General features: G+C 50.5%; 19 protein-coding genes and 1 tRNA gene. 3 read left to right on the top strand and 17 right to left on the bottom strand.

Annotated elements, in window-relative coordinates; translation table 11 throughout:
* Positions 1 to 133 precede the first annotated feature (133 nt).
* The 3 genes from VXK30_RS00325 to VXK30_RS00315 are packed head-to-tail and all read left to right on the top strand — an operon-like array spanning position 134 to position 1,718.
* Positions 134 to 523: a fluoride efflux transporter FluC gene (locus VXK30_RS00325; RefSeq protein ID WP_275715013.1), complete on the top strand. Its 390-nt coding sequence runs from the start codon at positions 134 to 136 to the stop codon at positions 521 to 523.
* Positions 523 to 879: a fluoride efflux transporter CrcB gene (crcB, locus tag VXK30_RS00320; RefSeq protein ID WP_275715015.1), complete on the top strand. Its 357-nt coding sequence runs from the start codon at positions 523 to 525 to the stop codon at positions 877 to 879. Before VXK30_RS00325 ends, crcB begins: the two co-directional genes overlap by 1 nt.
* 56 nt (positions 880 to 935) lie before the next feature.
* A complete protein-coding gene (locus VXK30_RS00315; RefSeq protein WP_275715017.1) occupies positions 936 to 1,718 on the top strand; it encodes a universal stress protein in 783 nt (260 codons plus the stop codon).
* 67 nt (positions 1,719 to 1,785) lie between these two features.
* Here the strand turns inward: VXK30_RS00315 and VXK30_RS00310 are convergent, their stop codons facing one another.
* From VXK30_RS00310 to VXK30_RS00230, 17 genes are all read right to left on the bottom strand, one after another.
* Positions 1,786 to 3,561, bottom strand: coding sequence for an oleate hydratase (locus VXK30_RS00310; RefSeq protein ID WP_275715019.1), 1,776 nt, complete (start codon positions 3,559 to 3,561; stop codon positions 1,786 to 1,788).
* 125 nt (positions 3,562 to 3,686) lie between these two features.
* Positions 3,687 to 4,268: a TetR/AcrR family transcriptional regulator gene (locus VXK30_RS00305; protein ID WP_275715021.1), complete on the bottom strand. Its 582-nt coding sequence runs from the start codon at positions 4,266 to 4,268 to the stop codon at positions 3,687 to 3,689.
* Positions 4,269 to 4,392: 124 nt separating this feature from the next.
* Entirely contained in the window at positions 4,393 to 5,688 is a 1,296-nt protein-coding gene (locus tag VXK30_RS00300; RefSeq protein ID WP_275715023.1) for a lactate racemase domain-containing protein, read from the bottom strand.
* Positions 5,689 to 5,734: 46 nt separating this feature from the next.
* Positions 5,735 to 6,454, bottom strand: coding sequence for an ABC transporter ATP-binding protein (locus tag VXK30_RS00295; RefSeq protein WP_275715025.1), 720 nt, complete (start codon positions 6,452 to 6,454; stop codon positions 5,735 to 5,737).
* Positions 6,451 to 7,242 carry an ABC transporter ATP-binding protein gene (locus tag VXK30_RS00290; RefSeq protein ID WP_275715027.1) on the bottom strand — a complete coding sequence of 264 codons (792 nt, stop codon included), beginning with the start codon at positions 7,240 to 7,242 and terminating at the stop codon, positions 6,451 to 6,453. The genes VXK30_RS00295 and VXK30_RS00290 overlap by 4 nt, the downstream gene beginning before the upstream one ends.
* Positions 7,243 to 7,245: 3 nt before the next feature.
* Positions 7,246 to 8,214, bottom strand: coding sequence for a branched-chain amino acid ABC transporter permease (locus VXK30_RS00285; RefSeq protein WP_275715029.1), 969 nt, complete (start codon positions 8,212 to 8,214; stop codon positions 7,246 to 7,248).
* Between the two features lie 36 nt (positions 8,215 to 8,250).
* Positions 8,251 to 9,120, bottom strand: a complete 870-nt coding sequence (locus VXK30_RS00280; protein WP_275715031.1) for a branched-chain amino acid ABC transporter permease — start codon at positions 9,118 to 9,120, stop codon at positions 8,251 to 8,253.
* A 393-nt stretch (positions 9,121 to 9,513) separates the two neighbouring features.
* Positions 9,514 to 10,725, bottom strand: a complete 1,212-nt coding sequence (locus VXK30_RS00275) for an ABC transporter substrate-binding protein (RefSeq protein WP_275715033.1) — start codon at positions 10,723 to 10,725, stop codon at positions 9,514 to 9,516.
* A gap of 161 nt (positions 10,726 to 10,886) precedes the next feature.
* On the bottom strand, positions 10,887 to 11,780 hold the full coding sequence (locus VXK30_RS00270; RefSeq protein ID WP_275715035.1) for a dihydrodipicolinate synthase family protein: 894 nt from the start codon (positions 11,778 to 11,780) through the stop codon (positions 10,887 to 10,889).
* Positions 11,773 to 12,813 carry a 2-dehydro-3-deoxygalactonokinase gene (locus VXK30_RS00265; protein ID WP_275715037.1) on the bottom strand — a complete coding sequence of 347 codons (1,041 nt, stop codon included), beginning with the start codon at positions 12,811 to 12,813 and terminating at the stop codon, positions 11,773 to 11,775. Before VXK30_RS00265 ends, VXK30_RS00270 begins: the two co-directional genes overlap by 8 nt.
* A gap of 21 nt (positions 12,814 to 12,834) precedes the next feature.
* The gene (locus VXK30_RS00260) at positions 12,835 to 13,803 is read right to left on the bottom strand and encodes a C-terminal binding protein (protein ID WP_275715039.1); all 969 of its coding nucleotides are present in this window, start codon (positions 13,801 to 13,803) and stop codon (positions 12,835 to 12,837) included.
* Positions 13,804 to 13,959: 156 nt separating this feature from the next.
* Entirely contained in the window at positions 13,960 to 14,763 is an 804-nt protein-coding gene (locus tag VXK30_RS00255; RefSeq protein WP_275715041.1) for an IclR family transcriptional regulator, read from the bottom strand.
* A gap of 466 nt (positions 14,764 to 15,229) precedes the next feature.
* Entirely contained in the window at positions 15,230 to 15,655 is a 426-nt protein-coding gene (locus tag VXK30_RS00250; RefSeq protein ID WP_275715043.1) for a VOC family protein, read from the bottom strand.
* A 326-nt stretch (positions 15,656 to 15,981) separates the two neighbouring features.
* Positions 15,982 to 16,950: a ketopantoate reductase family protein gene (locus tag VXK30_RS00245; RefSeq protein ID WP_275715045.1), complete on the bottom strand. Its 969-nt coding sequence runs from the start codon at positions 16,948 to 16,950 to the stop codon at positions 15,982 to 15,984.
* Between the two features lie 131 nt (positions 16,951 to 17,081).
* A tRNA-Arg gene (locus VXK30_RS00240) sits at positions 17,082 to 17,158 on the bottom strand.
* A gap of 61 nt (positions 17,159 to 17,219) precedes the next feature.
* Positions 17,220 to 19,139 (bottom strand): glycoside hydrolase family 13 protein, encoded by a 1,920-nt coding sequence (locus tag VXK30_RS00235; RefSeq protein ID WP_275715047.1) that lies wholly within the window; start codon positions 19,137 to 19,139, stop codon positions 17,220 to 17,222.
* Between the two features lie 27 nt (positions 19,140 to 19,166).
* A complete protein-coding gene (locus VXK30_RS00230) occupies positions 19,167 to 21,629 on the bottom strand; it encodes a glycogen/starch/alpha-glucan phosphorylase (RefSeq protein ID WP_275715049.1) in 2,463 nt (820 codons plus the stop codon).
* Positions 21,630 to 22,032: the final 403 nt, after the last annotated feature.

Raw genomic sequence — 22,032 nt, 5'->3', positions numbered from 1 at the left:
CATAGGAAGTGGTCAGCTTTTTATTTTCCCCTTCCGCAAAACAGAAAAATTTACAGTTCAGGCCCTGTTTGTAAAAACAGGAATGCAAATAAGGCCTGGTCGCAGCAATGGAAATGCCAAATTGGGGGTATCTATGAAAAAAAATATCGCTGTCGCGGTCGGAGGGGCGGCCGGAACCATCCTGAGGTGCGTGGTCCATCAGCTTCCTCTGCCCTTTGACGAACTTTACCGTCCCATTCTCACGATCCTGATTAACGTGAGCGGGAGCTTTTTATTAGGCTTTCTGACCATCCTGTTTGCAAAAAAATTCCCGGTGAGCGCCGAAGTGCGCCTGGGTATCACCACGGGCCTGCTGGGAGGATATACCACGTTTTCAACCCTTTGCAAAGAAGCTGTTTTGCTGGGCCTTTCCGGAAATGTCCTTCTTTCGGCGGTTTACGTTTTTGCTTCCGTCCTGCCGGGCCTTGCCGCCGCGTGGCTCGGGATCAGAACCGCAAAGCGGATGGAACGGAGGCGCGCCTGATGGATTTCGTCCTACTGAGCGTCGGCGGCGTCTGCGGCGCAATCGCCCGCTATCAGATCGGAGCCGCCTTTTCAAAAAGAAAAAATCACACCTTTCCCTTCGGTACCTTTTTTATCAACCTGTCGGGCGCATTCCTCCTGGGAATTTTTTGCGGGCTGGGCATCAGCGGAAATTCCTATCTGCTTCTGGGCGACGGCTTTTGCGGCGCCTTTACCACCTTTTCCACCTTTACCGTTGAAAGCGTGCAGCTCATGCAGCACGACGCCGTCAGGGAGTCCCTCCTGTTTATCGTATTGTCGCTGGCAGCCGGACTTCTTTGTTTTTCGATGGGTTACACAACGGGGAAGCTTTTTTAAAACGAGCCGGGGGACGCCGTTTTCCCGGAAATCATTGAGTTTACGGAGGTGTTGTTATGAGAAGGGTTTTACTTCCGATCGACGGAACAGCGCGGAGCCTGCAGGCGGTCGATCTGATCAAATCGCTCTATACGCCGGAGGATGTGAGCATCGTACTGCTTATGGTCCGGGAAGACACGGAAACGATGTATTCGGAAGAGGAACTGCAAAAATCCAAAGCGCAGCTGAAATCCACCTTGGACGCGGTAGCCGGACAGCTGCCGGGCTATCCCGTGCGAAAGCAGGTCGTTTTCGGGCGGGCCGGCGATCAGATCCTTGAATGTGCAGAGCAGGATGAAATCGATATTATCGTGATGACAAAATCCACAAAGACCGGCCTGTCCCAGAAAATCGGCTCGGTTGCAGCCTATGTCGTAAAATACGCGAAATGCATCGTCATGATCGTGCCGGAAAATGTGTCCAGTGAAAAATCGCCGGGGAATGTGCTGAAATGCCGGCATATGGACGATATCGTTACGCTGAGCGGCCAGATGAGCTTCCGGCCCAGTTCCTGCCTGCTTCCGGTGCAGGCAGGAAAATGCGTGTACAGCATCACGGTGCTGGAGGGAAAGCTGCGCCTGAACCACAGCGCCTACGACCCGGACGGCGGCACATGGTCCGCCCCGCTGCAAAACGGCCAGCCGGAGCATTATGACCTGAAAAAAGGAGAGGAAAGAGAAATCCGTCTGGAAGCGGGCATTGCATTCCGTCAGCTCGACCAAATCGAGGTCGTCAACCCGAGTATGACGTCTCTGCTGAAATTTCACTATATCGCGCGGTTTGAAAGCCTGGATGAATAACCGGCGGCTTTGGATATATCACGCCCCTGCGGCCGTCGGACCGCAGGGGCGTGATTTCAATCATATCTTAAACCACGTGATGCTCTTTCAGAAGCTTTTCAATGTCGGTGCCTTCGGTTTTTTTCAGAAGCAGCTTCATGGCAAGCCTCTCTTTGAACCCAAGCTCCATATCGGTCATTTTCTTGCCGTCGCGCAAGGATACGGTGGAATTCAGCAGGTCCCGGACGTCATACACGCTGCCCCAGACCTCCGGCACGCCGCGGTCGACGTTCAGCAGGGTATACACCGCTTCCATGCCGGTGCGGATGGAATATTCGGTGGTGAAAATGGTGTCGCGCGCGGTCTCGGCGAACTGACCGAGGAAAGCGAAATTGACGGCGCCCTTCGGAACGACCAGAGGACGGTCCCCTTTTGCCCTGGGCATGAAGAACGCGGTGATGTACGGCATCATGCAGGGAATCGTGTTGGCACTCTTTTCGGCAAGCGCGGGGATTTCGGATTCCGGTACTCCCATATGATACAGCCACTCCATGCAGATTTCCTTACCGGTGCATTCCCGCATGCTTTTTTTGACGTAATTGCCGGGCTTGTCGCTGAACAGGCCGTAAATCCAGCCCACAAGCTGCCCCTTCGGCTGGGAGCGGAACTGCGGCTGGCGGTTGAACGTCCAGCTTAAAAGCCAGTTGGAATCCTTTGCCGTGACGATCCCGCCGGTGACCACCTTCCCGGAAAACGGGTCGCGCCTGCAGATTTTCTGAATATACGGCGGCAGCTCGCCGTCCAGGGTGGTGACGGTGGCGCTCATCCAGTTGCTCTGTTCCGGATTATGGCAGAATTTGTCCGGATGGCCGAAGGCCGGATCCTGTGCGGCGATCTTCCGCCACATATCCCAGCCGCCGCCCGCTTTGATCTCCGTGTTGAACGGAGCGGGCTCGTTCTGGCCGCCGAGGGAGGAATTCTCCACGCAGCCGCCGTTGGTGATAAAGATCAGATCGTCCTCGGTCAGATCGATATTCTCCGTCTTGCCGTCGTGAAGGACGATCACGCGCTTCGCCGTTTTTCTGTCCTTCTGAATATCGAACTCCACATTGACGACCCTGGTGCCGTAGTGGAACTGCACCCCGTTGGATTCCAGGTATTTGATCATGGGCTGGATCATCGACTCGTACTGATTGTATTTGGTAAAACGCAGCGCCGTGAAATCGGGAAGGCCGCCCACATGGTGGATAAAGCGTTTGATATACAGCTTCATTTCCAGAGCGGAATGCCAGTTTTCAAAGGCGAACATCGTGCGCCAGTACATCCAGAAACTGGAGTTCAGGACCTCGCTGCTGAAATATTCGTCGATGCGCTTATTGTAAAGCTCTTCGTCGGGAGTGAAGAACAGCTTCATGATCTCCTCCGCGCCCTGATCCGAAAGCCCGAATTTTTTGTCGGTGTGCGCGTCCTCCCCGCGGTTGACCGTCGCGCGCATCAGCGAATAGTTCGGGTCCTTCTTGTTCAGCCAGTAGTACTCGTCGAGCACGCTGATTCCTTCCGTCTCGATAGACGGAATGGAGCGGAACAGGTCCCACATGCACTCGAAATGGTTGTCCATTTCCCGTCCGCCGCGCATGACATAGCCCAGATTCTCATAGAGATATCCGTCGCAGGCGCCGCCCGGGATCGGGTCCTTTTCCAGAATGTGGACACGGCTGCCCTTCATCTGCCCGTCGCGGACAAGGAAACAGGCGGCTGCCAGCGCGGCGAGGCCGGAGCCTACAAGGTACGCGGACTTGTGATCGACGCCTTCCGGCTTAACCGGGCGCGCGAACGCTTCATAATTCCCGCTGGAATAATACATAAAAGTTACCTCCGTTTGTTTTGGTTTCTGAAACTATTGTATCCATTCCGGCGGAGGGTTTCCATAAACAGAAAACGCGCTGTGATGAAAATTTCATCACGGCGCGAAAATTGTAAAAAGTTTGATCATTCCGGGCGTTTTGATAAAGGAATATCCGTGCGGTAGTTGTCCAAAGCAGAGGTGAGATTGCCGTGAACCAGCGAGCTGAGCCGGTCGATGATCGTCTGGGGCTCCTCTTTCATGCCGTTTTTGATCCAGTCCAGCATCAGCCCAACGAATCCGTATTTGTAGAAATCCGCAATGAACTTTTTATCCTCGTCACGGACGGACATGCCCTCCGCCTTTTCTTCGACGACGCCGATCAGGAGGTCGTAGGTCAGCCTGTACAGATAGATTTCCACCTGTTCCCGGCTGACGGAATGATAGACATTCATGATGAACGGCTTGTTGGCAAGCACCGCTTCAAAGATCTGCAAAAATCCCTGCTGCCAGGTATCGTATGTCTTTTTCCCCTCCAGAGCCTTGGTCGCGTCCTCTACGCACGACCATTCCACCAGATCGAAAATATCCCTGAAATGGTAATAGAAGGTCATGCGGCTGATGCCGCAGTCCTCCGCAATATCATTGATCGTTATCTTATCCAGCGGCTTTTGGAGCAGCAGGTTTTTCAGGGAAGCTTCCAAAGCCCGTTTGGTTGTCTGGGACATGCGGCGCACCACCTTGTATCTGACAGATCATAAAAATGCGGCGATCTGAATATTCTTTGCTGTTTTAAGGATAGCATACAATAAAAAAAGGCGAAGCGCAAGTTTGGATCACGGGGGCATAGCGTTATATTAAATTGTCATGCTCGTCAAAGCGCATTTCATGAGGTCCCCGGATCAAATGAATATCCTTTCTATCTTTTATTTTATTATATAATGATTGTGAAATTTCAATTTCGTTCATGGAAAGCGTGTTCTTGATCCGCGCAAGCGTTACATCCTCAAAATCGATTCCGTTGCAGGTGCGGATGGCAAGCAATATCGCCTGCCTGTCGTTGTTCATATACAGGGGGATCCTTCCTCCGTTCAGCGTTGTCGCGGTGATCATATTCGTCCAGGTCGTACCCCAGTCAACGCTCCGAAGGCATTGCCTTGTCGTTACGTCCGCCGAAGCGATCCCGGCTCCGTTATGATGGGATTCTTCGGAAAGGCCCCGGATAAACAGCTTCTGCAAACGGAGAATTTTTGAAAAATCACGGGTCCCGGAATTGTTTCTTCCCACAATGTTGGGATCAAATCCCATTCCGCTTATGTTTTTGCCGATTTCATCAATAATCAGCACATCCAATTCGTCAAACTTGAACTTTGCGATTTTTTCTTTGGCAAGGACAAGCAATTCCCTGTCTTTCTCCATAATCTTTTCTTTTTCCATGACTTCGATCGCGCAAAGCTCATCATAGGCGTTCTGAACGATCCCAATGCCGAAGGCAACCGGCATCAGCTTTAGAAATTTCCCGGCGGCCTTTGGGATCAGCCCGGCAAATCGGTCCAGGCCCACCCGGTGGAAGGAAGAAGCGCCGATATGCTTGGCAAGGCCGATCGCGATCATTTTTGCCAGCCCGCTCTCGTGCGCGCCGCGAAAATCCGTATGGGGCTTTACCTTGTTCAGCAGGATAATGCCGTCTGATTCGCTGGCGTATTTGTCACAGTACAGCTTTGTACCGTCATCCAATCGCGCATATTCCACAACATCCATGGAGGACAGGACGGGGACCCCCATACTGTCCTCCGTAATGTTGTAGCCGGCCAGCACTTCCTTTTGCCCGTCGGCCGTAGCGCCGCCGTGGCTGCCCATCGCGGGGATAATAAACGGTTTTGCTCCCCATTCTTTCAGGATGTCGCATACGGTACGGACGATCCGGTCAAGATGGGGAATTCCCCGGCTTCCAACCGTCAGGCAGAGTCTTTTATTCCAATACTGTCCTTTGTTTTTCAGATTGTCTTCCATTTGGCGGCGGATATGAGAAGAAATATCCCGGATATTCGCCGGATCATATTTTTGTTCAACGGTAACCATAGAGGGAATCCTGATTTGATCCATGCCGCGCACGAGGACGTCTGCCGGAGGAAAATCGATATACACAGAAGCTCACCCTTTAATTGAAAAATTCCCTATAACAATTGGATCACTATCCCCCAAGATACGCTTTTTTGATGACGGAGCTTTCGGAGAGTTCTTTGGCGTCGCCCTGATATTTAATATCGCCGATCTCCAAAATGTAGGCTCTCGTGGAGATGCTCAACGCCATATAGGCGTTTTGTTCCACAAGTATGATGGGAATATGCTTTTGCTTGTTGATTTCAATAATGACGTTAAAAATATCGTCAATGATAATCGGGGCGAGTCCCAGGGACGGTTCGTCCAACAGCAGCAGCTTTGGAGAAGCCATCAGCGCCCTGCCGATAGCAAGCATCTGCTGTTCCCCTCCGCTCAGCGAGCCCCCCATCTGCGCGGATCTTTGCTTGAGCTTCGGAAAAATTTCATACACTTCTTCGACTTTATTTCTATATTCGGCCGGACTGTATTTTTTGGAATAAGCTCCCATTTGCAAATTTTCAAATACTGTCAGCTCCGGAAAAATCCTTCTTCCTTCCGGTACGTAAACAATCCCTTCGTTGACAATATTATGGGTTTTGAAATTACTGACCGTTTTGCCCATAAATGTAATCTGGCCTTTTGCCAGCTTCACAAGTCCCATAATGGATTTCATCAGCGTCGTCTTACCGGCTCCGTTGGATCCAATGATTGAAACGATTTCTCCCTCGTTGATTGAAACCGTTATACTGTTCAGTGCTTTTACTTTCCCATAGTAAACATCCATGTCTTCGACGCTCAGAACGGCATTCATTGTACCTCATCCACTCCTTGCTTTTTATATTTCTTGCCCAGATACGCCTTGATTACCTCATCGTTATTCTGCACCTCATTTGGCGTTCCCTCCGCGATTTTAACTCCAAAGGACAAGACGGTGATTTTCTGGCAGAAATTCATGACCACATCCATATTGTGCTCTACAAGAAACAATTCCACTCCCTCGTCATATATTTTCTGAAGGAGTTCCATGAGCTGGACCCTTTCCGTCGGATTCAGCCCGGCCGCGGGCTCGTCCAAAAGCAGCAGCTTTGGCTGGCCCATCATGGCCCTTGCCAGCTCGACCATTTTTTGCTGCCCGTAGGGAAGATTGTTTACATTTTCATCTTTTACATTGTAAAGCGAAATGAAGTTCAATACTTCTTCCGCCCTTTCCTTTAAAGCGCTTTCTTCTTTCAGGGAACCCCTGACGTCTACCAGGGAATGAAGCAGGCCCATATGGGTATCCTTGTGCCCGCCGACCATGACATTCTCCACGACCGAAAGGGATTTGAACAGCTTGATATTTTGAAAAGTTCTGATAACGCCGAGATTGGCAATCTTATTCGTCGTGTTTTTGGTAATATCCTGCCCGTCAAACAATATGGTGCCGGAGTTTGCCTGCAGCACGCCGCTGATCATATTGATCGTGGTCGTTTTTCCGGAGCCGTTTGGTCCGATCAACGCATGGATCTTTCTTTTTTCCATCTGCATGGTGAAATCATTTACGGCGGTCAACCCGCCGAATTTTTTTGTCAGGTTGCTGATTTCTAAGATTTCGGGCATCCTTTATTCCTCCTTCCTGGTCAGCACGGAACCGATCCTGCCGGCGAATTTCTTAAAGATAGAGACGAGGCCGTTCGGAAGCAAAACGGAGAATATCAAAATGATAACGCTGAAGGTGATCCAGTAGTAATCCTTGAGGAATCTCAGAAGCTCCGGAAGCATGGTTACAATAAACGCCCCGATGATATTGCCCGGAACGGAACCGATCCCTCCGATCATCAGCATCATGAGATAGGTAACGGACGAATTCAGAGTAAAGTCCGAAGGGCTGATATAACCCATAAGCTGCGCGTACAGGGCGCCGCCGATGCAGCCGTAAACGCTGCAGAGAGTAAAGGCTAAAATTTTTATTTTGGAAATTTCGATACCGCAGGCTTCCACGGCAACGTCGTTGTCCTTGATCGCCTTGATCGCCCGTCCCCATTTTGAATGAATGATTTTATAGGTGACCGCCAAAATAATGATTACGCAGACAAGGATAAAATAATAGAAATCCATGGCGGAGGTCAGCACATGTCCGAAAATGTTTAAAGAGGGGATATTGGTGACACCCGTCGAACCGCCTGTCACATTGGCGAGATTGTTCAGGACCAGCCTTACGATTTCCCCAAAGCCAAGCGTGGTCAGCGAAAGGTAAATTCCCTTCATCCGCAGACTCGGCCAGCCGAGCCCGAAGCCGATCAGGATCCCCATCACGACTGCGCAGAGCAGCCCAATCCACGGGGAGAAAGACAGCCGCGTACAAAACAGGGAAAAGGTGTACGCGCCCAGCGCCATGATTCCGGCCGTTCCTAAATTGGTTTCTCCCATCAGGCCGGTTATGAAGTTTAAACCCACTAAAATAATAATATTGATAAACGTATTGTCAAACAATATGATCAGATATGTCTGTTTCACAAACACAGGAACCAACAGGAATAAGATCAACAGCAAAAAAACCGCCGCCAGTTGGACAATCCCCTTTTTTTTCATAAAAATTCATTCCCTCGCTTTCCTTTTCAGATGATGTTACAGATTTTTCTTGGCCATAATTCCCTTAGGCTTTATCATCAGGAATATGATCATCAGCAAAAACGCAACAACATCTTTGTAAATCGCAGGGCCGATTCCGGTATAAAGGTTTTCGATCAAGCCGATTAAAAGTCCGCCAACCATCGCGCCCGGCATCGATCCGAAGCCGCCGATGATTCCCGAGGCGAATCCTTTCAGCCCGATCATGGACGCCATATTAAGATCGACGCTGAAAAGCGGGATAATCAAAACGCCAATGATCCCGCATATCGCCGAACTCAGCGCTACGGTCGCCATAATGTTGCGCTGTACGTTTATCCCCATCAGCGAAGCCGCGTCCTTATCCTGCGCCACACAGCGCATCGCACGGCCGATTTTCGTTTTTGAGAACAGCAGATGGATGCAAATCAAGGTAACAATGGTAATGAAAATGATATAGAAGCTTACCCTTCCCATAACAACATTTCCAAATTTTACGGTTCCTCCCAGAAATCCGGGAAGAGAAAAAGGCGACGCGCCGTAAAACAGCCTGACGCCTTCACTGATAATTTTTGCAAGCATAATGGTTCCCATAACGGCAAATATATCAGAACCCAACCGGCTCAGCGGAATAAAAATAGTTACAGCCACCAGTACCCCGAAAGCCGCCATGAAAATAAGGGAACTGATAATTGCCGCCGGAACGCTTAAATTTCCTCTTAGAATCATGGAACCAGCAAAAATATATGCTCCGAACATAATGAAACTATCGTGCCCGAAGTTTATAAGTCCGCTTGCGTTCCAAATGAGCGAGAACTCTATAGCTACAAGACAATAAATGCAGCCCATCGAGATTCCGCTTACAACAAGCTGTAAAAACGATTCCATAAACTTCTCCCTTTCAATCAAACTTAATAGAGCAATACACCCGATTCAATCCTAATTTCATAAAAAGAATATTCTATAACAGTACATCCGATACGCAGTACCATCATTTTAATCAACGGTCACGGATTCCCAATTTTATATCCCGTCCAAATCAATACAATTCCCATACTCTCTACTGCACACGGTCATTACGGCAGTTCTAAGGCAGCAAAATACACGAAAAAGAAATGCAGCTCCAAAAATACATCCGGAAAAACAGGGGTATCCTGTTCTTTCAGTAACCATCCTAAAACGATTCAAGATATTTAGAGACCCATGAAATTGCTGTCTTGCAGGATCATTTCACAGGTCTCTGAAACAGCAACAGAAATTTACCGGGGACAGTGCTCAATCTTATTCCGTAACTTTTTCCACATAAACGGCTTTTTTATCATGAATTTGGGCGACTACCGCATCGTGGATCAATTCTCCGTGTTCGTTGGCGCTCATATTTCCGTAGATGCTTGGGAAATCTTTCGTCTTAAGCAGCTCCTGCTGCAGTTTTTCTCTGTCAGCCGTACCGGCGCGTTTCAGCGCGTCAGCCAGCAGGTAGGTCGCATTGTAATAGGACGACGCGAACAGATCCGGTTCCACATTGTATTTCTCTTTAAACTTCTTTACAAATGTGGCAACCTTTTCATCCGTGTTGCTGGGAATAAAGTCCGTTACGCTGTACCAGTTTTCCGCCGTTTTCTCATCGACAAGAGACAGCCACGTCTCGTTGACATACGTCGTCGGGCCAATTTTCGGAACATCCAGACCGAGTTCAACGACCTGGCGCGCTAAAATAGCGGCTTCCGGATCATGCGTGTAGACAATCAGGCAATCCGCGCCCGCGTTCTTTGCTTTCTCAATGACGCTGGTCATATCCTTATCGCCGGTATTGTGGCCTTCGCATACCACGGGGGTTATGTTTCTGCTCTTCAGGTCCGCGAGGATGACATCCTTGCCGCCTACGCCGTAATCGTCGTTATTGTACAGAAGAGCGATCTTTGTACCATGCAGCTTTTCCACCGCATATTTTGAAATGATCTTCGCGACAAAGGAATCCGACGCCCTGATCCTGAAAAGGTAAGGATTGCCGGAGTTAATCAGGGAAGGCGACGAGCCGCCTGTTAAAAACGGGATCTTGTTTTTTGCGACGCTGCCGAGCACCGCGATCGCGTTGGTGCTTCTGTGCGGCCCGAACAGGCAGACGACGTCCGGGTTCGAGCCCAGCTTGTTCACAACATTGACAGCGGTTCCCGCCGTATTTGCATCGTCTTCATATTCCGCTTTCAGATTCTTGCCCAATACTCCCCCCGCCGCGTTGATTTCCTCAACGGCCATATCGATCCCCTGCTTTGTCCGCTCGCCTTCCAGAGGCGCGGCGCCTGTGATTGCCGTCGAAACCCCAAAAAGGATGTCTCCTTTCGGCGACGCGTCAGAACCCGCTGCGGAGCCTGTGCCCGCCGACGCGCCGGAGGCCGCCGAAGGGCTGCCGCCGCAGGCCGACAGCGGAACAATCATCGACAGGGCGAGAAGCATTGCAAGAATTTTCGAAGTTTTTCTGGACTTACCGTTCATTTTTCAATCTTCCTTTCTTTTACTAACAGTGTTATTCCTTTATTTCCGACATGTTTGGAAATGTATTCTGCTGACCGCTAAGAAAAGGATAATCTTTTACAAAAAGTTATTGGTTCGCATACTGAAATTTAGCAGTTTTGTAGTTTTAGCCCTAAAGTTGACTAAAGTTTTATGACGCCAAGCGCGAGAAGCTTTGCTTTGATTTCATCCTTTTCAAGCTGTGTGGGCGGCAGAAAAGGAGAACGGGGAAACGCTTTGAGGATTCCGCGGATCTCCAGCATCGCATAGATCGCAAGCTGAGTCGATTTCGCAAGATACATGATATCCCGAATCTGATTCACTTCGAATTGGGTTTCACGCAGGGCGTCATATTCTTTGTTCATTCCCTGATCGAACATCTTACAGCAAATCTCGGGGAGCGCGTTTCCGATTCCCGGAATGAAAGCCTCACAGCCCAGGACACAGGCGGAAAGCCACATGGCTTCCGTCCCCAGCGCAACGTCGAAATTGCCGTCCTTCAGAACGCGCATATAGCTTGCGTGGGCCAGAATGTCGAAGGTAGCGTCCTTCACGCCGTGGATGCCCATGCCTTTCAGCCTCTTCAGCAACTCCAGGCTGATCGTATAGCCCTGAAACTGGGTATTGTTATAAACATATACCGGGTAATCCGGTCCGACCGCCTCCATAATTCCGTCGTAAAACGCACAGATGCTGTCGTCGTTATGTTTGTAGTAATAAGGCCCCACCGCCGCGACCGCCTGTGCGCCGGCCTCTTTCGCGTACTTGGACAGCCGCGCCGCGCTTGCGGTGTCGGCCGTGCCCGTGTGAACGATCACGGGAATTTTTCCATCAACCTCTTTCACCGTAACGTCGATGATTTTCTTTCTTTCTTCTTCGGTGAGCAGTACGCCGCTCCCGTAAGAGCCCGTTATAAACATTCCATGCACATTGTTTTTGAGAAAATGGGCTAATGTTTTTACCCCTTCGTAATCCACCCCGCCGTTTTCCAAAAAGGGCGTAATTACCGGCGGAACTACCCCTCTCATCTTAAACATGATCGATTCCTCCCTTTTCACTTAATTGCCTGTACAGATCTGCGATTTTGACTCCGCCCCGAACCGTCAGTTCGGCAAGCTTCTCTTTGTCGAAAACGGAAACGATCTTCGCATTCTCCCCATATTCCTTCTTCAACAAATAGGAGTATAATTTACAGCGGGATTCCGGCCCGAAAAGAATATAAGCACCTCCATTATATTTCAAATCGAAGCTTCTGATGGCATTCATATCATCAACCGCAATGGAAGCGTCGACAAAACCGCGCCTTTCCATATAGTCCGATTTCAGCAATACCTGCATGAATCTGGGGATCATGAAACACCGGACAAGCCCTTTCGTACGGACGCAGCGCCCCGCAAACGTCACGATCTCCTCAAAGGTGTATCCTCCGCTCTCTTCTCCGTCGCACGGAACCAGACTTTTCCCCACGTTGGTCTGGTTGATGACCGCTTCGAACAGCTGCCCGCTGAGAGTCGTCATGCTTGCTTCCACTTTTCCGTCCCCGTTCACATGAATCATCTTTGAGTGGGAGCTGAGCACCAGGATATTCACCGGTTCCTTAATCCGGTATTCGTCGAGGATCCCAATGACCTGCGCCTCTTCGCCGCGCATAAAATCCACATCGTCGATTTCCGTCAGCGTGGCGTTGTCGCCGTAGTTGTTTCGGATTCCCCGTATAAACATGATGGGGATGTCGAGAGAAATAATTTCCCTGCCGGAAACGATTTTCACATTTTCGGCGAGCTCCCGGATTCCCGCGGGCGCCACCAAATGCGGGATTTCCATCAGTCCGATCTCCGACGTGATCATTCCCGAAGCAATCGCGTATTTTATATCTTTTGTTTTTGCTCCGGATTTTTCGATTGCCTCCAGAATAGCTTCCCGAAGGCCGTTTCTCAGCGCGTCCTTCGACCCCGTCATAGAGGTGTCCCGAACGCCCACCTTACGGGCGGCCTGACCTACCATCTGGTTTTCGTTATTTAATATGTAGACTCTTGTATTGGTCGTGCCGCAATCAATGACTGCATACATGATCTTTTCAGCCCCTTTCCATCAGCGTAATGACTTGTTTACCAGGTTCTTGGGCGCATTTCCCGAAAGCACCCGCGCCACCTCTTCGCCCACCTTCTGTTGAAGCGCATGAATGGATTCTTCCGTATACCACGCAATGTGCGGGGTGACGATAACGTTATCAAAATGAAGCAGAGGGTTGTCCATGGCAATCGGTTCCGTTTCCAGCACGTCGATTGCCGCCCCGCCGATCTCCTTTTTCCGAATCGCTTCGATCAAAGCCTTTTCATCCACGATGCTGCCTCTGGCCGTATTGATAAGCGCCGCTGTGTTTTTCATTTTTCTGAACACATCCGCGTTGATGGTCGCTCTGGTCTGCTCTGTAAGAGGACAATGGACGGACAGATAATCACTGGTTTCGACCAACTCTTCAAAGTCCACTTTCCGGACGCCGCACTGCTGCATCTGTTCTTTTGTCACATACGGATCATAGGAAATGATCTTCATTCCGAAGTTTTTCATCTTGCCTGCGACCATTTTAGGAATTGCTCCAAAGCCGTCGAGGCCAAGGCAGGCATTGCTTGCTCTGTACATTGGCTTCAGCAGGGAGTAATTCCATCTTCCTCCTCTCACCATAGAAACGGTTTGGTTCAGCTTGCGGTTCATGGCCAAAATCAGCATCACCGCGTGGGTTGAAACCTCATCAATAGAATAATCCGGTACATTTGCAACATAGATGCCCTTTTCCGTTGCGGCATCTATATCTATATTATCAACACCAATAGCATACCGCACGATCAGCCTGCAATGTTCCAAATTATTGATGACTTTTCTGGTGATGGGGCAGAACTGGACGATCAAAGCGTCGCAATTTTTGGCGACCGCGATTACTTCGTCTTCCGTTTTACACTGATAATCGAAAACTTCGGCATTGACTTTCGATATCTCCTCCTTTTCCGCATCAAGATTCTGATAAGCGTAATCCGTTATTACAACCTTTAATTTTTCCATTCTTCTATAATTCCTTTCATTAAAAATTACATAATTTAGGTTTGTTTTAGTTTTACTGAGTAAAACTAAGGTTCATTAATTTGCAAGATTATAAAAATCAAATTGACTTGGCCTGTCTTCCTGCCCTCCGCAATGTTTCTGTCTGCCGTTTCCGCCTTAGCTTACTATATTATGGCCTAGCTCATTTGAAATGTCTTCCGAAGCCTTCTTCGCAGCATCTTTAATTTTATTGATATCCATATCTGCTATCACTTCGCGAATTCCCGAAGCGCTGAAACCGGCAATCATTTTATTTGTATGGTCATAAATCGGGTAGCAAATACTGATGATTCCGTTTTCATGTTCGGAACTGGTGATAATTGATTTCTCTTTCGCAGCTGTTTTTACCAGGCGCATGATTTCGTCTCTGTCTAAAATAGTATTGGGCGTATACTGTTTTAACTCACAGGAATTCAAAATTTCTCTTGCCTTTTCCTCTTTCATATTGGCAAGAAACAAGCGGCCGATCCCGGTGCACCATATTGGCATGGAACCGCCGATATGAGAGCTTAAAGCCCGGCTGAATCCTACCTTCGGCAGGATTTTCAAAGTTAAGATCAGCTCATTTTTATTTAAAATCGCCATTTGTACGATCAGCCCGGTTTCATCTGCTAATTTCTTCAGTCTCGCAGATGCGATTCTATTTAAATCTAAAGAGTCAAAAGCAGACAAGCCCATTCTGACAATTTCAATTCCGAGCTCATATTTTTTTGATGTCTCATCTTGTTTTAAAAAGCCTTCCTGCACTAAGGTAAACACAATGCGAAGGGTAGTGCTTTTACTGATTCCACTTAATTTGCTGATTTCAATCAAAGAAAGCTGCACATTCTGCGCATCAAATAATTTTAAAACCTTTAGCGCGTTCTGAACGCTGGTAATTGCATATCTGCCGTTTCCCTCAGGTTTATTTCCCCTATACATAATATTTCAAATTGTCCCCTTAATCAAAATTTATTGTATTTAAATTTTATTGAGTAAAACTAAGTTTTATTATATGTCAATAATAACATGGGATTATGCAAAAGTCAATAATATATTTTTACATGAAATGAAATTTTTAGTTGTAATTTTAAAAAATGTGATACAAGGTATCAGCAGAAAGGCAATTTAAACAGTCATAAATTTCTATATTGGAACGGAATACAGGTGCTGCACGCTTAACCCGCGTTCCGGACGCAGTGCGGCCTTTGCACCTGCGGCGGCGGTCGCCCAAACCTGCACCGGGGTTTTCGCCTCGTGGCAGACAAAAAACAAGGACAGGGGCAAAGCCTGTCCTTATTTTTGGAGTAATAGTGGAAAAAAGATTTTGTAGATCCCGTAAATCATCTTACCAATTAAACCCGTATTTACAGGAATATCGTGAATTTCCTCTCAATTTCGTGATTTTCTATAACAACGCAAACTGGGCACTCTCGATAATCGATTTCATTTGACATAAGCAAAAAGGGTGTCCGGCGGGATCAAGCATAACTCTCCAATGATCAGAAAATTGCTCATCTGCGATGGTTGCTCCACAATGGATTGCATATTGAACTGCTTCTTCTAAATCATTAACAGCGAAGTCTATATGTGCCATTTGCTGTTGGGCTTCAGGCTCTGCCGGCCATACAGGCGGTTTATACTCCGGATTCCGTTGAAACATTATACCAGGATATGTCCCCTGATTGGTTCCCGGAGCGTATACACACGCCCAATCTTCATCGATAAACATGGTCTCCCACTTGAGCAACGCCGCATAAAATTCTGCTAATTCATGCGGGTCCTTGCAATCCACTGTAAATGAGTACAATTTTATTTTCAATTCATCATCCATAACGCTAATCCCTCCTATAATAATCTACACTACAACTGCCTGTTTATCGGCATGATGCAATATCTTTGAAATCCATAATATCACATTTATATATATAAAAAAAGACATACTATCCTCCTGACGGGAAAGTATGTCTTTTAGGCGCCCGGAGGGACTCGGGTGCGGAACGCTTCACCCGCGTTCCGGACGCGGCGCGTCTTTCGCGCCTACGGCGGCGGTCGCCTAAACCGTCGTGAAAAAACTTTCATACAGGGACTGTTGCAGAAAATGAATTGCCGCTTAGGGTTTTTCCCTCTGCACCGGGGTTTTCGCCTCGTGTCATTCGGTCAAAACAGATGCTCAATCTGCTTTTGAACCGCGCTGTAATTTGCATAAAAAGTTGGTGCCTGGACCTTGTTTTTTATTCCGCATTTATACACACTTTGACAGACAAACAACAAATCGTCCAAATTACTGTGGAGTGTCATAATTTCCCTTGTTAAAAGATTGCTGGCAAACATTTTTTTCATAATGAGGCCCGCCAGCTTCGATGGTATTTTATAAGGTAGAAGCTCATTTCTGTAATTTTTCAGGCATACACCTCTGGAAGCAATAATGTTTGCTGTGTCTCGAATGGATAAAACTACTTCCGACAGAGCTTTTGATGAACGCATAATCTTTTCGGCCGCGGCAGAGGTTTCCTGAACATTACCATATTTCCCGGCCGTGGTGATGACCCCGGCATTGATTGCCATGTGAAGCCATATCCATTCCAGCATATCAAATGGGACTTCAGGCTTAACCTCACAATCTGAAAAGAGCTGAACTAACTTTTCATAATTTAGAATATTAGTTTTACTTCGGGATTCAAGCATAAAATGGTCAAAAACACAGCAGCGTAGTCCTGATTCTGAAATGCTTCCGCCTGCGACCGGATAACCAAGGACATATTTCCAGCCGTCCATTGTTTTTTCAAGACAGGAGCGCTCCTCCCATATACCACATGATAGCAGAACGGTCCCATGCATATTCCACTCTTTTAGGGTAGCTATAACGCCAGACAGCTTACCTGCCGGCACACTGACAAAAATCAAATCATAGTTTTCATTTGGAGCTGCGTGATTTACAGAATATATTCCGTATTTTCTTTCTCCCTTTGAATTGATTCGTCCATCCAGAAGAGAGACACTCAATTCAGTGGTGGAAGCATTTCTGCTGCTATTTTGGATCAGATGCTCCACTTGGTGTCCGGCGCTTTGAAATAAGTATCCGTATGTGCTCCCTATGACGCCAAGACCAACAATTAATATTCTCATAACTTTTTACTCCCCACAAATGTTTTTTTCAGTTCCTTTGCCTTACTAACAATATCCATGTTTTTAAATTATGAATAATAAAAATCAGGCCGGAACAGACGCAGCTTTGCATCTGTTCCGGCCTATAATATTGGCGCGCCCGGAGGGACTCGAACCCGCGACCTCTTGATTCGTAGTCAAGCACTCTATCCAGCTGAGCTACGAGCGCATTTTGCGGCTTTGTTTTAAGCCGCCTAAGTATCATATCACATTTAGCGGGGATTTGCAACTTATTTTTTCAATTCAACTGATTCCTTCTGGAATTGCCCGCACTCCGGCCCGGCCGCCTTTGCCGTTTCCTTTTTCAGCAAAACGGCGCAGTCCTCCGGATTCAGGTACAGCGTATTGTTCCCGTCCGGCACCACGCCGATCACCGCGCGGGACTGCCGCCATTCTCCGGGAACCCGCACGCTGCGGCTTTCCGCCCCCGCATTGACGACGCAGAGCAGGCTGACCGCTTCGTCCCGGCGGAGATACCCCATGCAGGAGCCGTCGGCAAGAAACGGAAGAAAATCTCCTTCCCTGAGCGCGGAACAGTTGCGGCGCAGCCTGCCCAGCAGACGGTACCACTCCACCAGCTCCTTCTCTTCCTGCCCCCACGGGTAACAGGCCCGGTTGAACGGGTCGCGGTAGCCCTCCATCCCGGCTTCGTCGCCGTAGTAAATGCAGGGTACGCCGGGCAGGGTGAACTGCATCAGCGAAGCGAGCCGCATCAGGCGCAGGCCGCGGCGGCGGCGCTCCCTTGTCAGGCGCGCGGTGCTCTGCCACTCGCGGCCGCGCCCGTCCAGAGGCTCGCCCGCAAGCACAGTGAGCGCGCGTTCGGTGTCGTGCGTGCCGATATGGTTCATCAGCAGGCGGATGACCTGCGGCGGGTAATTTTCCAGAATACCGAGGATGATTTCCATCATATCCCCGGCGTCCGCCGCGGTCAGAAAGCCCAGGATCGCGCTGCGGAACGGGTAGTTCATCACGCTGTCGAGCTGTTTGCCCAAGAGGTACCGGCGCCTTTGTCCATAGGCCGTCTTATTGGAGGCATCCTCCCAGACCTCGCCCAGAATCAGCGCATCGCGCTTTTGCGCCTTTGCCGCCGCGCGGAGTTCGTCCAGAAAGAAGTCCGGCAGCTCGTCGGCAACGTCCAGCCGCCAGCCCGCCGCGTCCGCAGAAAGCCATTTCCGGATGATGCCGTTTTCGCCGTTGACATATTCCCGGTAGGAGGGCTCGCTCTCGTTCACGCTGGGCAGGGTAATGAAATTCCACCAGCAGTCGTATTCCTTCGGCCAGTGCCGGAAGGTGTACCAGGGATAGTACGGCGAATTTTTGGAATGGTACGCGCCGGGGGCGGCGTAGCGGTCCTGCCGGTTAAAGTAGACGCTGTCGCTGCCCGTGTGGTTGAAAACGCCGTCGAGCACCACCCGGATGCCCGCTTTTTCGGCGGCGGCGCACAGGCTCGTAAAATCCTGCTCATTTCCCAGCAGGGGGTCTATTTTGGAATAGTCCGCCGTGTCGTACCGGTGGTTGGAGTGGGATTCAAAAATCGGGTTCAGGTACAGGCAGGTGACGCCCAGCGACTGAAGGTAGGGGAGCTTTTCCTCGATTCCGCGCAGGTCGCCGCCGAAATAGTCGGTATTGGTGATCCTGCCGTCCTCATTGGGCCGCCAGTCGGGCTGTTCCTCCCAGCTTTCGTGCAGCCTCCGGTCGGCGGGAACGCCGGTTTTCGGCTGCGCCGAGCGGGCGAACCGGTCCGGAAAAATCTGGTACAGGATGCCGCCGGCAAGCCAGTCCGGAGTGGCAAACTCCCGGTCATAGACCGTCAGCTGCCAGAAGCGGGCCGCGTCGCTGAAAACGCCCTCCCCGCCGCGGCCGCGCGTGATCTGCAGGATCCCGCGTTCGGTATCGGTCTGGAACCGGTAAAAGAAAAGTCCCGGTTTTTCCGGCGTAAAGTGGCACTCCCACCACTCGCCGTCGCCGCCGTTCATACCGCACCAGAACATGCCGCGGGTAATCTCCCGTCCGGTAAAGCCGTCCTTTATCATCAGCCGCGCAGCGCTGCAGTGCAGCGCACGCGGCAGGGTAATCTTAAAATGCACCGGCGTGCCGTCCGCCACCGCCCCAACGGGGTCGCGGAACACCGGATTGCGGGAATCAAACATGGATATTCCTCCCAGGAAGCTTTCCAGTTATTTGCTCTTTCTGCCCGGACGTACGCGTCTGACCGGAACTTCCTGCTTTACAGCTTCTTCCGGCAGGGGCCGGGCGTGCCAGATTTTTTCCGCGTACTCGCGGATCGCGCGGTCCGCCGCGAAACGGCCCGCGTTCGCGGTATTGATCAGGCACATGCGCTGCCAGGCTTTCGCGTCGCCGTAAAGGGCCTCCGCCTTTTTCTGCGCCTTTGCGTAGGACTCGAAATCCGCCAGCACCATATAGGGGTCGTGATTCAGCAGGGAATCGGCGATATCGTTGAATTTTACGCAGCAGAAGCCGGTGTTCAGCTCCTCGACTGCCTGTTTGATCACCGAGCTGCCGTTGAAGTACTTCCTTGGGTCATAGTTCGGCTTGAGCGCTTCGACCTCCGACGCCGTCATGCCGAACAGAATAATGTTGTCGTCGCCGACCGCGTCGTGGATTTCAACATTCGCCCCGTCCAGGGTGCCGATGGTGACCGCCCCGTTGATCATGAATTTCATGTTGCTGGTGCCGGAGGCCTCGGTCCCCGCGAGCGAAATCTGTTCGCTCAGGTCGGCGGCGGGGGTCAGCAGCTCCGCGAGCGTCACGCGGTAGTCCTCCAGATAAACGACCCTCATTTTCTTGTTTACGCGCGGATCGTTGTTGATGGTGTTGCCCAGGTCGACGATCAGGCGGATCATCTGTTTTGCAAAGTAGTAGCCCGGCGCGGCCTTCGCGCCGAAAATATAGGTGTGGGGGGTGAATTCCGCGTCGGGATTCTCCCGCAGCCACTGGTAGACCGACAGGATATGCAGGGCGTTCAGATGCTGGCGCTTATATTCGTGCATGCGCTTGACCTGCACGTCGAAAATGGAGTCTGGGTCCACCTCCAGACAGTTCTCCCTTTTGATATACTCCGCGAGGCGGAGCTTGTTTTCCCGCTTGACCTTCGCCATCTGTTCCAGAACGGAAGCGTCGTCCGCGTAGCGCGCAAGCTTCTGCAGCTGCGCGGCGTCGTGAAGGTACCCGCCGCCGATCAGCCCGGTAATCAGCTTCGCAAGCCCGGGGTTCGCCTGGTTCAGCCAGCGCCGATGGGCGATGCCGTTGGTCACGTTCGTGAATTTTTCCGGCATCTCGGTATAAAAATCGTTGAACACGGTATTTTTCAGAATGTCGCTGTGGAGCTGGGACACCCCGTTGACACTGTGGCTGCTGACGACCGCGAGGTTCGCCATTTTGACGTAGCCGTCGTTCAGCGGGGCCATGCGGCCCACCTTGTAGCCGTCCACGCCCTTTTCGTGCATCTGCGCGCAGAAACGGCGGTTGATCTCCTCCACAAGCTGGTAGATGCGGGGCAGGCGTGATTTGAACAGGTCGACCCCCCAGCACTCCAGCGCCTCCTTCATGACCGTATGGTTCGTATAGGCGACGGTGCGGGTGACGATATCCCAGGCCGCGTCCCAGCCGTAGCCGCACTCGTCCAGCATCACGCGCATCATTTCCGGGATGGCGAGCACGGGATGGGTGTCGTTCAGGTGGATGGCCACCAGATCAGGCAGGTTGTCGAGCGTGCTGTATTTGAACAGGTGGCGGCGGATGATATCCTGAATGGTCGCGGAAACCAGGAAATACTGCTGCGAAAGGCGCAGGCTCTTTCCCTCCATGTGGTTGTCCTCGGGGTAAAGCACCTTGGTGATGACCTCCGCCATGGCGTTCTGCTCCATGGCGCGAAGATAGTCGCCGCTGTTGAACAGCTTCATGTCGAATTCGGTGGAGCTTGCCGCCCAGACGCGCAGGCGGCTGATGCCGCGCCCGTCCATCCCGGCGACGTACATATCGTACGGCACCGCGGTCACCTTTGTAAAATCCTTATGATTTACAACATGGTACTGGTTGTTCCAGAATTCCTCGATATGTCCGTTAAAATGGACCTCCACGCTTTTTTCCGGTACCGCCTGCATCCAGATTTTCCCGCCCGGAAGCCAGAAATCGGGCAGCTCCGTCTGCCAGCCGTCCACCAGCTTCTGGCGGAAGATGCCGTACTCATAGCGCAGGGAATACCCCGTGGCGGGGTAGCCCTGTGTGGCGAGGGCGTCCAGAAAGCAGGCGGCAAGCCTGCCCAGCCCGCCGTTGCCCAGCCCGGCGTCCGGCTCCTGCTCGTAAAGACAGTCCAGCTTCAGCCCCAGCTCGGCCAGCGCTTTGCGGAAATCCTCCTCGATCCCGAGGTTGAACAGACTGTTTTTCAGCGAACGGCCCAGCAGGAATTCCATACAAAGGTAGTAAACCTGCTTGGTATGGGTTTTTTCCGCCTCCGCCATATATTCACTCCGGCCCGCGGCCATCAAATCGCGCACGGTGAGCGCGACCGCCTTGTAACACTGCTCGTCGGTCGCGTTTTCAAGGCTGACGCCGAAAACACGGTCGAGCGTAGACAGGATCGTTTCCTTGATTTTTCCGACCGGCTGTCTGTAATTCATAATGATGTCCTCCATAATCAGGGAAACGCCGCGAAAATTCCGGCGCTTCCGGATGGTAATGCCGATGATTTTCCCGTTTGGGATTCCAATATACCAATATCGAATTTGTGTCTATTATATACCAATATCCGCAGTTTTTCAACAACAGCGTCCGGAAGAACGGATCTCACGGAAGAAACCGGGAAACAAAAGACGCAGAGCGGGTTTTTTCTGTTTTCCCCAGTGAAATCTTTCTTTTGTTATTACAACGTATTTTTTGCCGAAAATTGTACAATATTCACAAAACCGTAAAGCAAAGAAAAGCGGTTCCGCCGCTTTTTCCGTAAGAAACCACAATTCCATTTGCGCACAAACGCGGCGGGGACCTGCCGGTCCGCTTCCCGGCCGGGAGGTCCGTAAAAAA

The sequence above is a fragment of the Caproiciproducens sp. CPB-2 genome (assembly GCF_036287215.1).
Taxonomy (GTDB): Bacteria; Bacillota; Clostridia; order Oscillospirales; family Acutalibacteraceae; genus Caproiciproducens.
The sequence above is the reverse complement of the archived record's forward strand: the minus strand, read 5'-3'. Positions and strand labels throughout refer to the sequence as shown.

What these genes read in the sequence shown, in the direction of transcription:
- VXK30_RS00230 (WP_275715049.1), bottom strand. Translation starts at nt 21,629, where the DNA reads ATGAATTACAGACAGCCGGTCGGAAAAATCAAGGAAACGATCCTGTCT.
- VXK30_RS00285 (WP_275715029.1), bottom strand. Translation starts at nt 8,214, where the DNA reads ATGAAAAAAAAGGGGATTGTCCAACTGGCGGCGGTTTTTTTGCTGTTG.
- VXK30_RS00235 (WP_275715047.1), bottom strand. Translation starts at nt 19,139, where the DNA reads ATGTTTGATTCCCGCAATCCGGTGTTCCGCGACCCCGTTGGGGCGGTG.
- VXK30_RS00270 (WP_275715035.1), bottom strand. Translation starts at nt 11,780, where the DNA reads ATGTTTAAGATGAGAGGGGTAGTTCCGCCGGTAATTACGCCCTTTTTG.
- VXK30_RS00290 (WP_275715027.1), bottom strand. Translation starts at nt 7,242, where the DNA reads ATGCCCGAAATCTTAGAAATCAGCAACCTGACAAAAAAATTCGGCGGG.
- VXK30_RS00275 (WP_275715033.1), bottom strand. Translation starts at nt 10,725, where the DNA reads ATGAACGGTAAGTCCAGAAAAACTTCGAAAATTCTTGCAATGCTTCTC.
- VXK30_RS00325 (WP_275715013.1), top strand. Translation starts at nt 134, where the DNA reads ATGAAAAAAAATATCGCTGTCGCGGTCGGAGGGGCGGCCGGAACCATC.
- VXK30_RS00250 (WP_275715043.1), bottom strand. Translation starts at nt 15,655, where the DNA reads ATGGATGATGAATTGAAAATAAAATTGTACTCATTTACAGTGGATTGC.
- crcB (WP_275715015.1), top strand. Translation starts at nt 523, where the DNA reads ATGGATTTCGTCCTACTGAGCGTCGGCGGCGTCTGCGGCGCAATCGCC.
- VXK30_RS00315 (WP_275715017.1), top strand. Translation starts at nt 936, where the DNA reads ATGAGAAGGGTTTTACTTCCGATCGACGGAACAGCGCGGAGCCTGCAG.
- VXK30_RS00245 (WP_275715045.1), bottom strand. Translation starts at nt 16,950, where the DNA reads ATGAGAATATTAATTGTTGGTCTTGGCGTCATAGGGAGCACATACGGA.
- VXK30_RS00255 (WP_275715041.1), bottom strand. Translation starts at nt 14,763, where the DNA reads ATGTATAGGGGAAATAAACCTGAGGGAAACGGCAGATATGCAATTACC.
- VXK30_RS00305 (WP_275715021.1), bottom strand. Translation starts at nt 4,268, where the DNA reads ATGTCCCAGACAACCAAACGGGCTTTGGAAGCTTCCCTGAAAAACCTG.
- VXK30_RS00280 (WP_275715031.1), bottom strand. Translation starts at nt 9,120, where the DNA reads ATGGAATCGTTTTTACAGCTTGTTGTAAGCGGAATCTCGATGGGCTGC.
- VXK30_RS00295 (WP_275715025.1), bottom strand. Translation starts at nt 6,454, where the DNA reads ATGAATGCCGTTCTGAGCGTCGAAGACATGGATGTTTACTATGGGAAA.
- VXK30_RS00260 (WP_275715039.1), bottom strand. Translation starts at nt 13,803, where the DNA reads ATGGAAAAATTAAAGGTTGTAATAACGGATTACGCTTATCAGAATCTT.
- VXK30_RS00265 (WP_275715037.1), bottom strand. Translation starts at nt 12,813, where the DNA reads ATGTATGCAGTCATTGATTGCGGCACGACCAATACAAGAGTCTACATA.
- VXK30_RS00310 (WP_275715019.1), bottom strand. Translation starts at nt 3,561, where the DNA reads ATGTATTATTCCAGCGGGAATTATGAAGCGTTCGCGCGCCCGGTTAAG.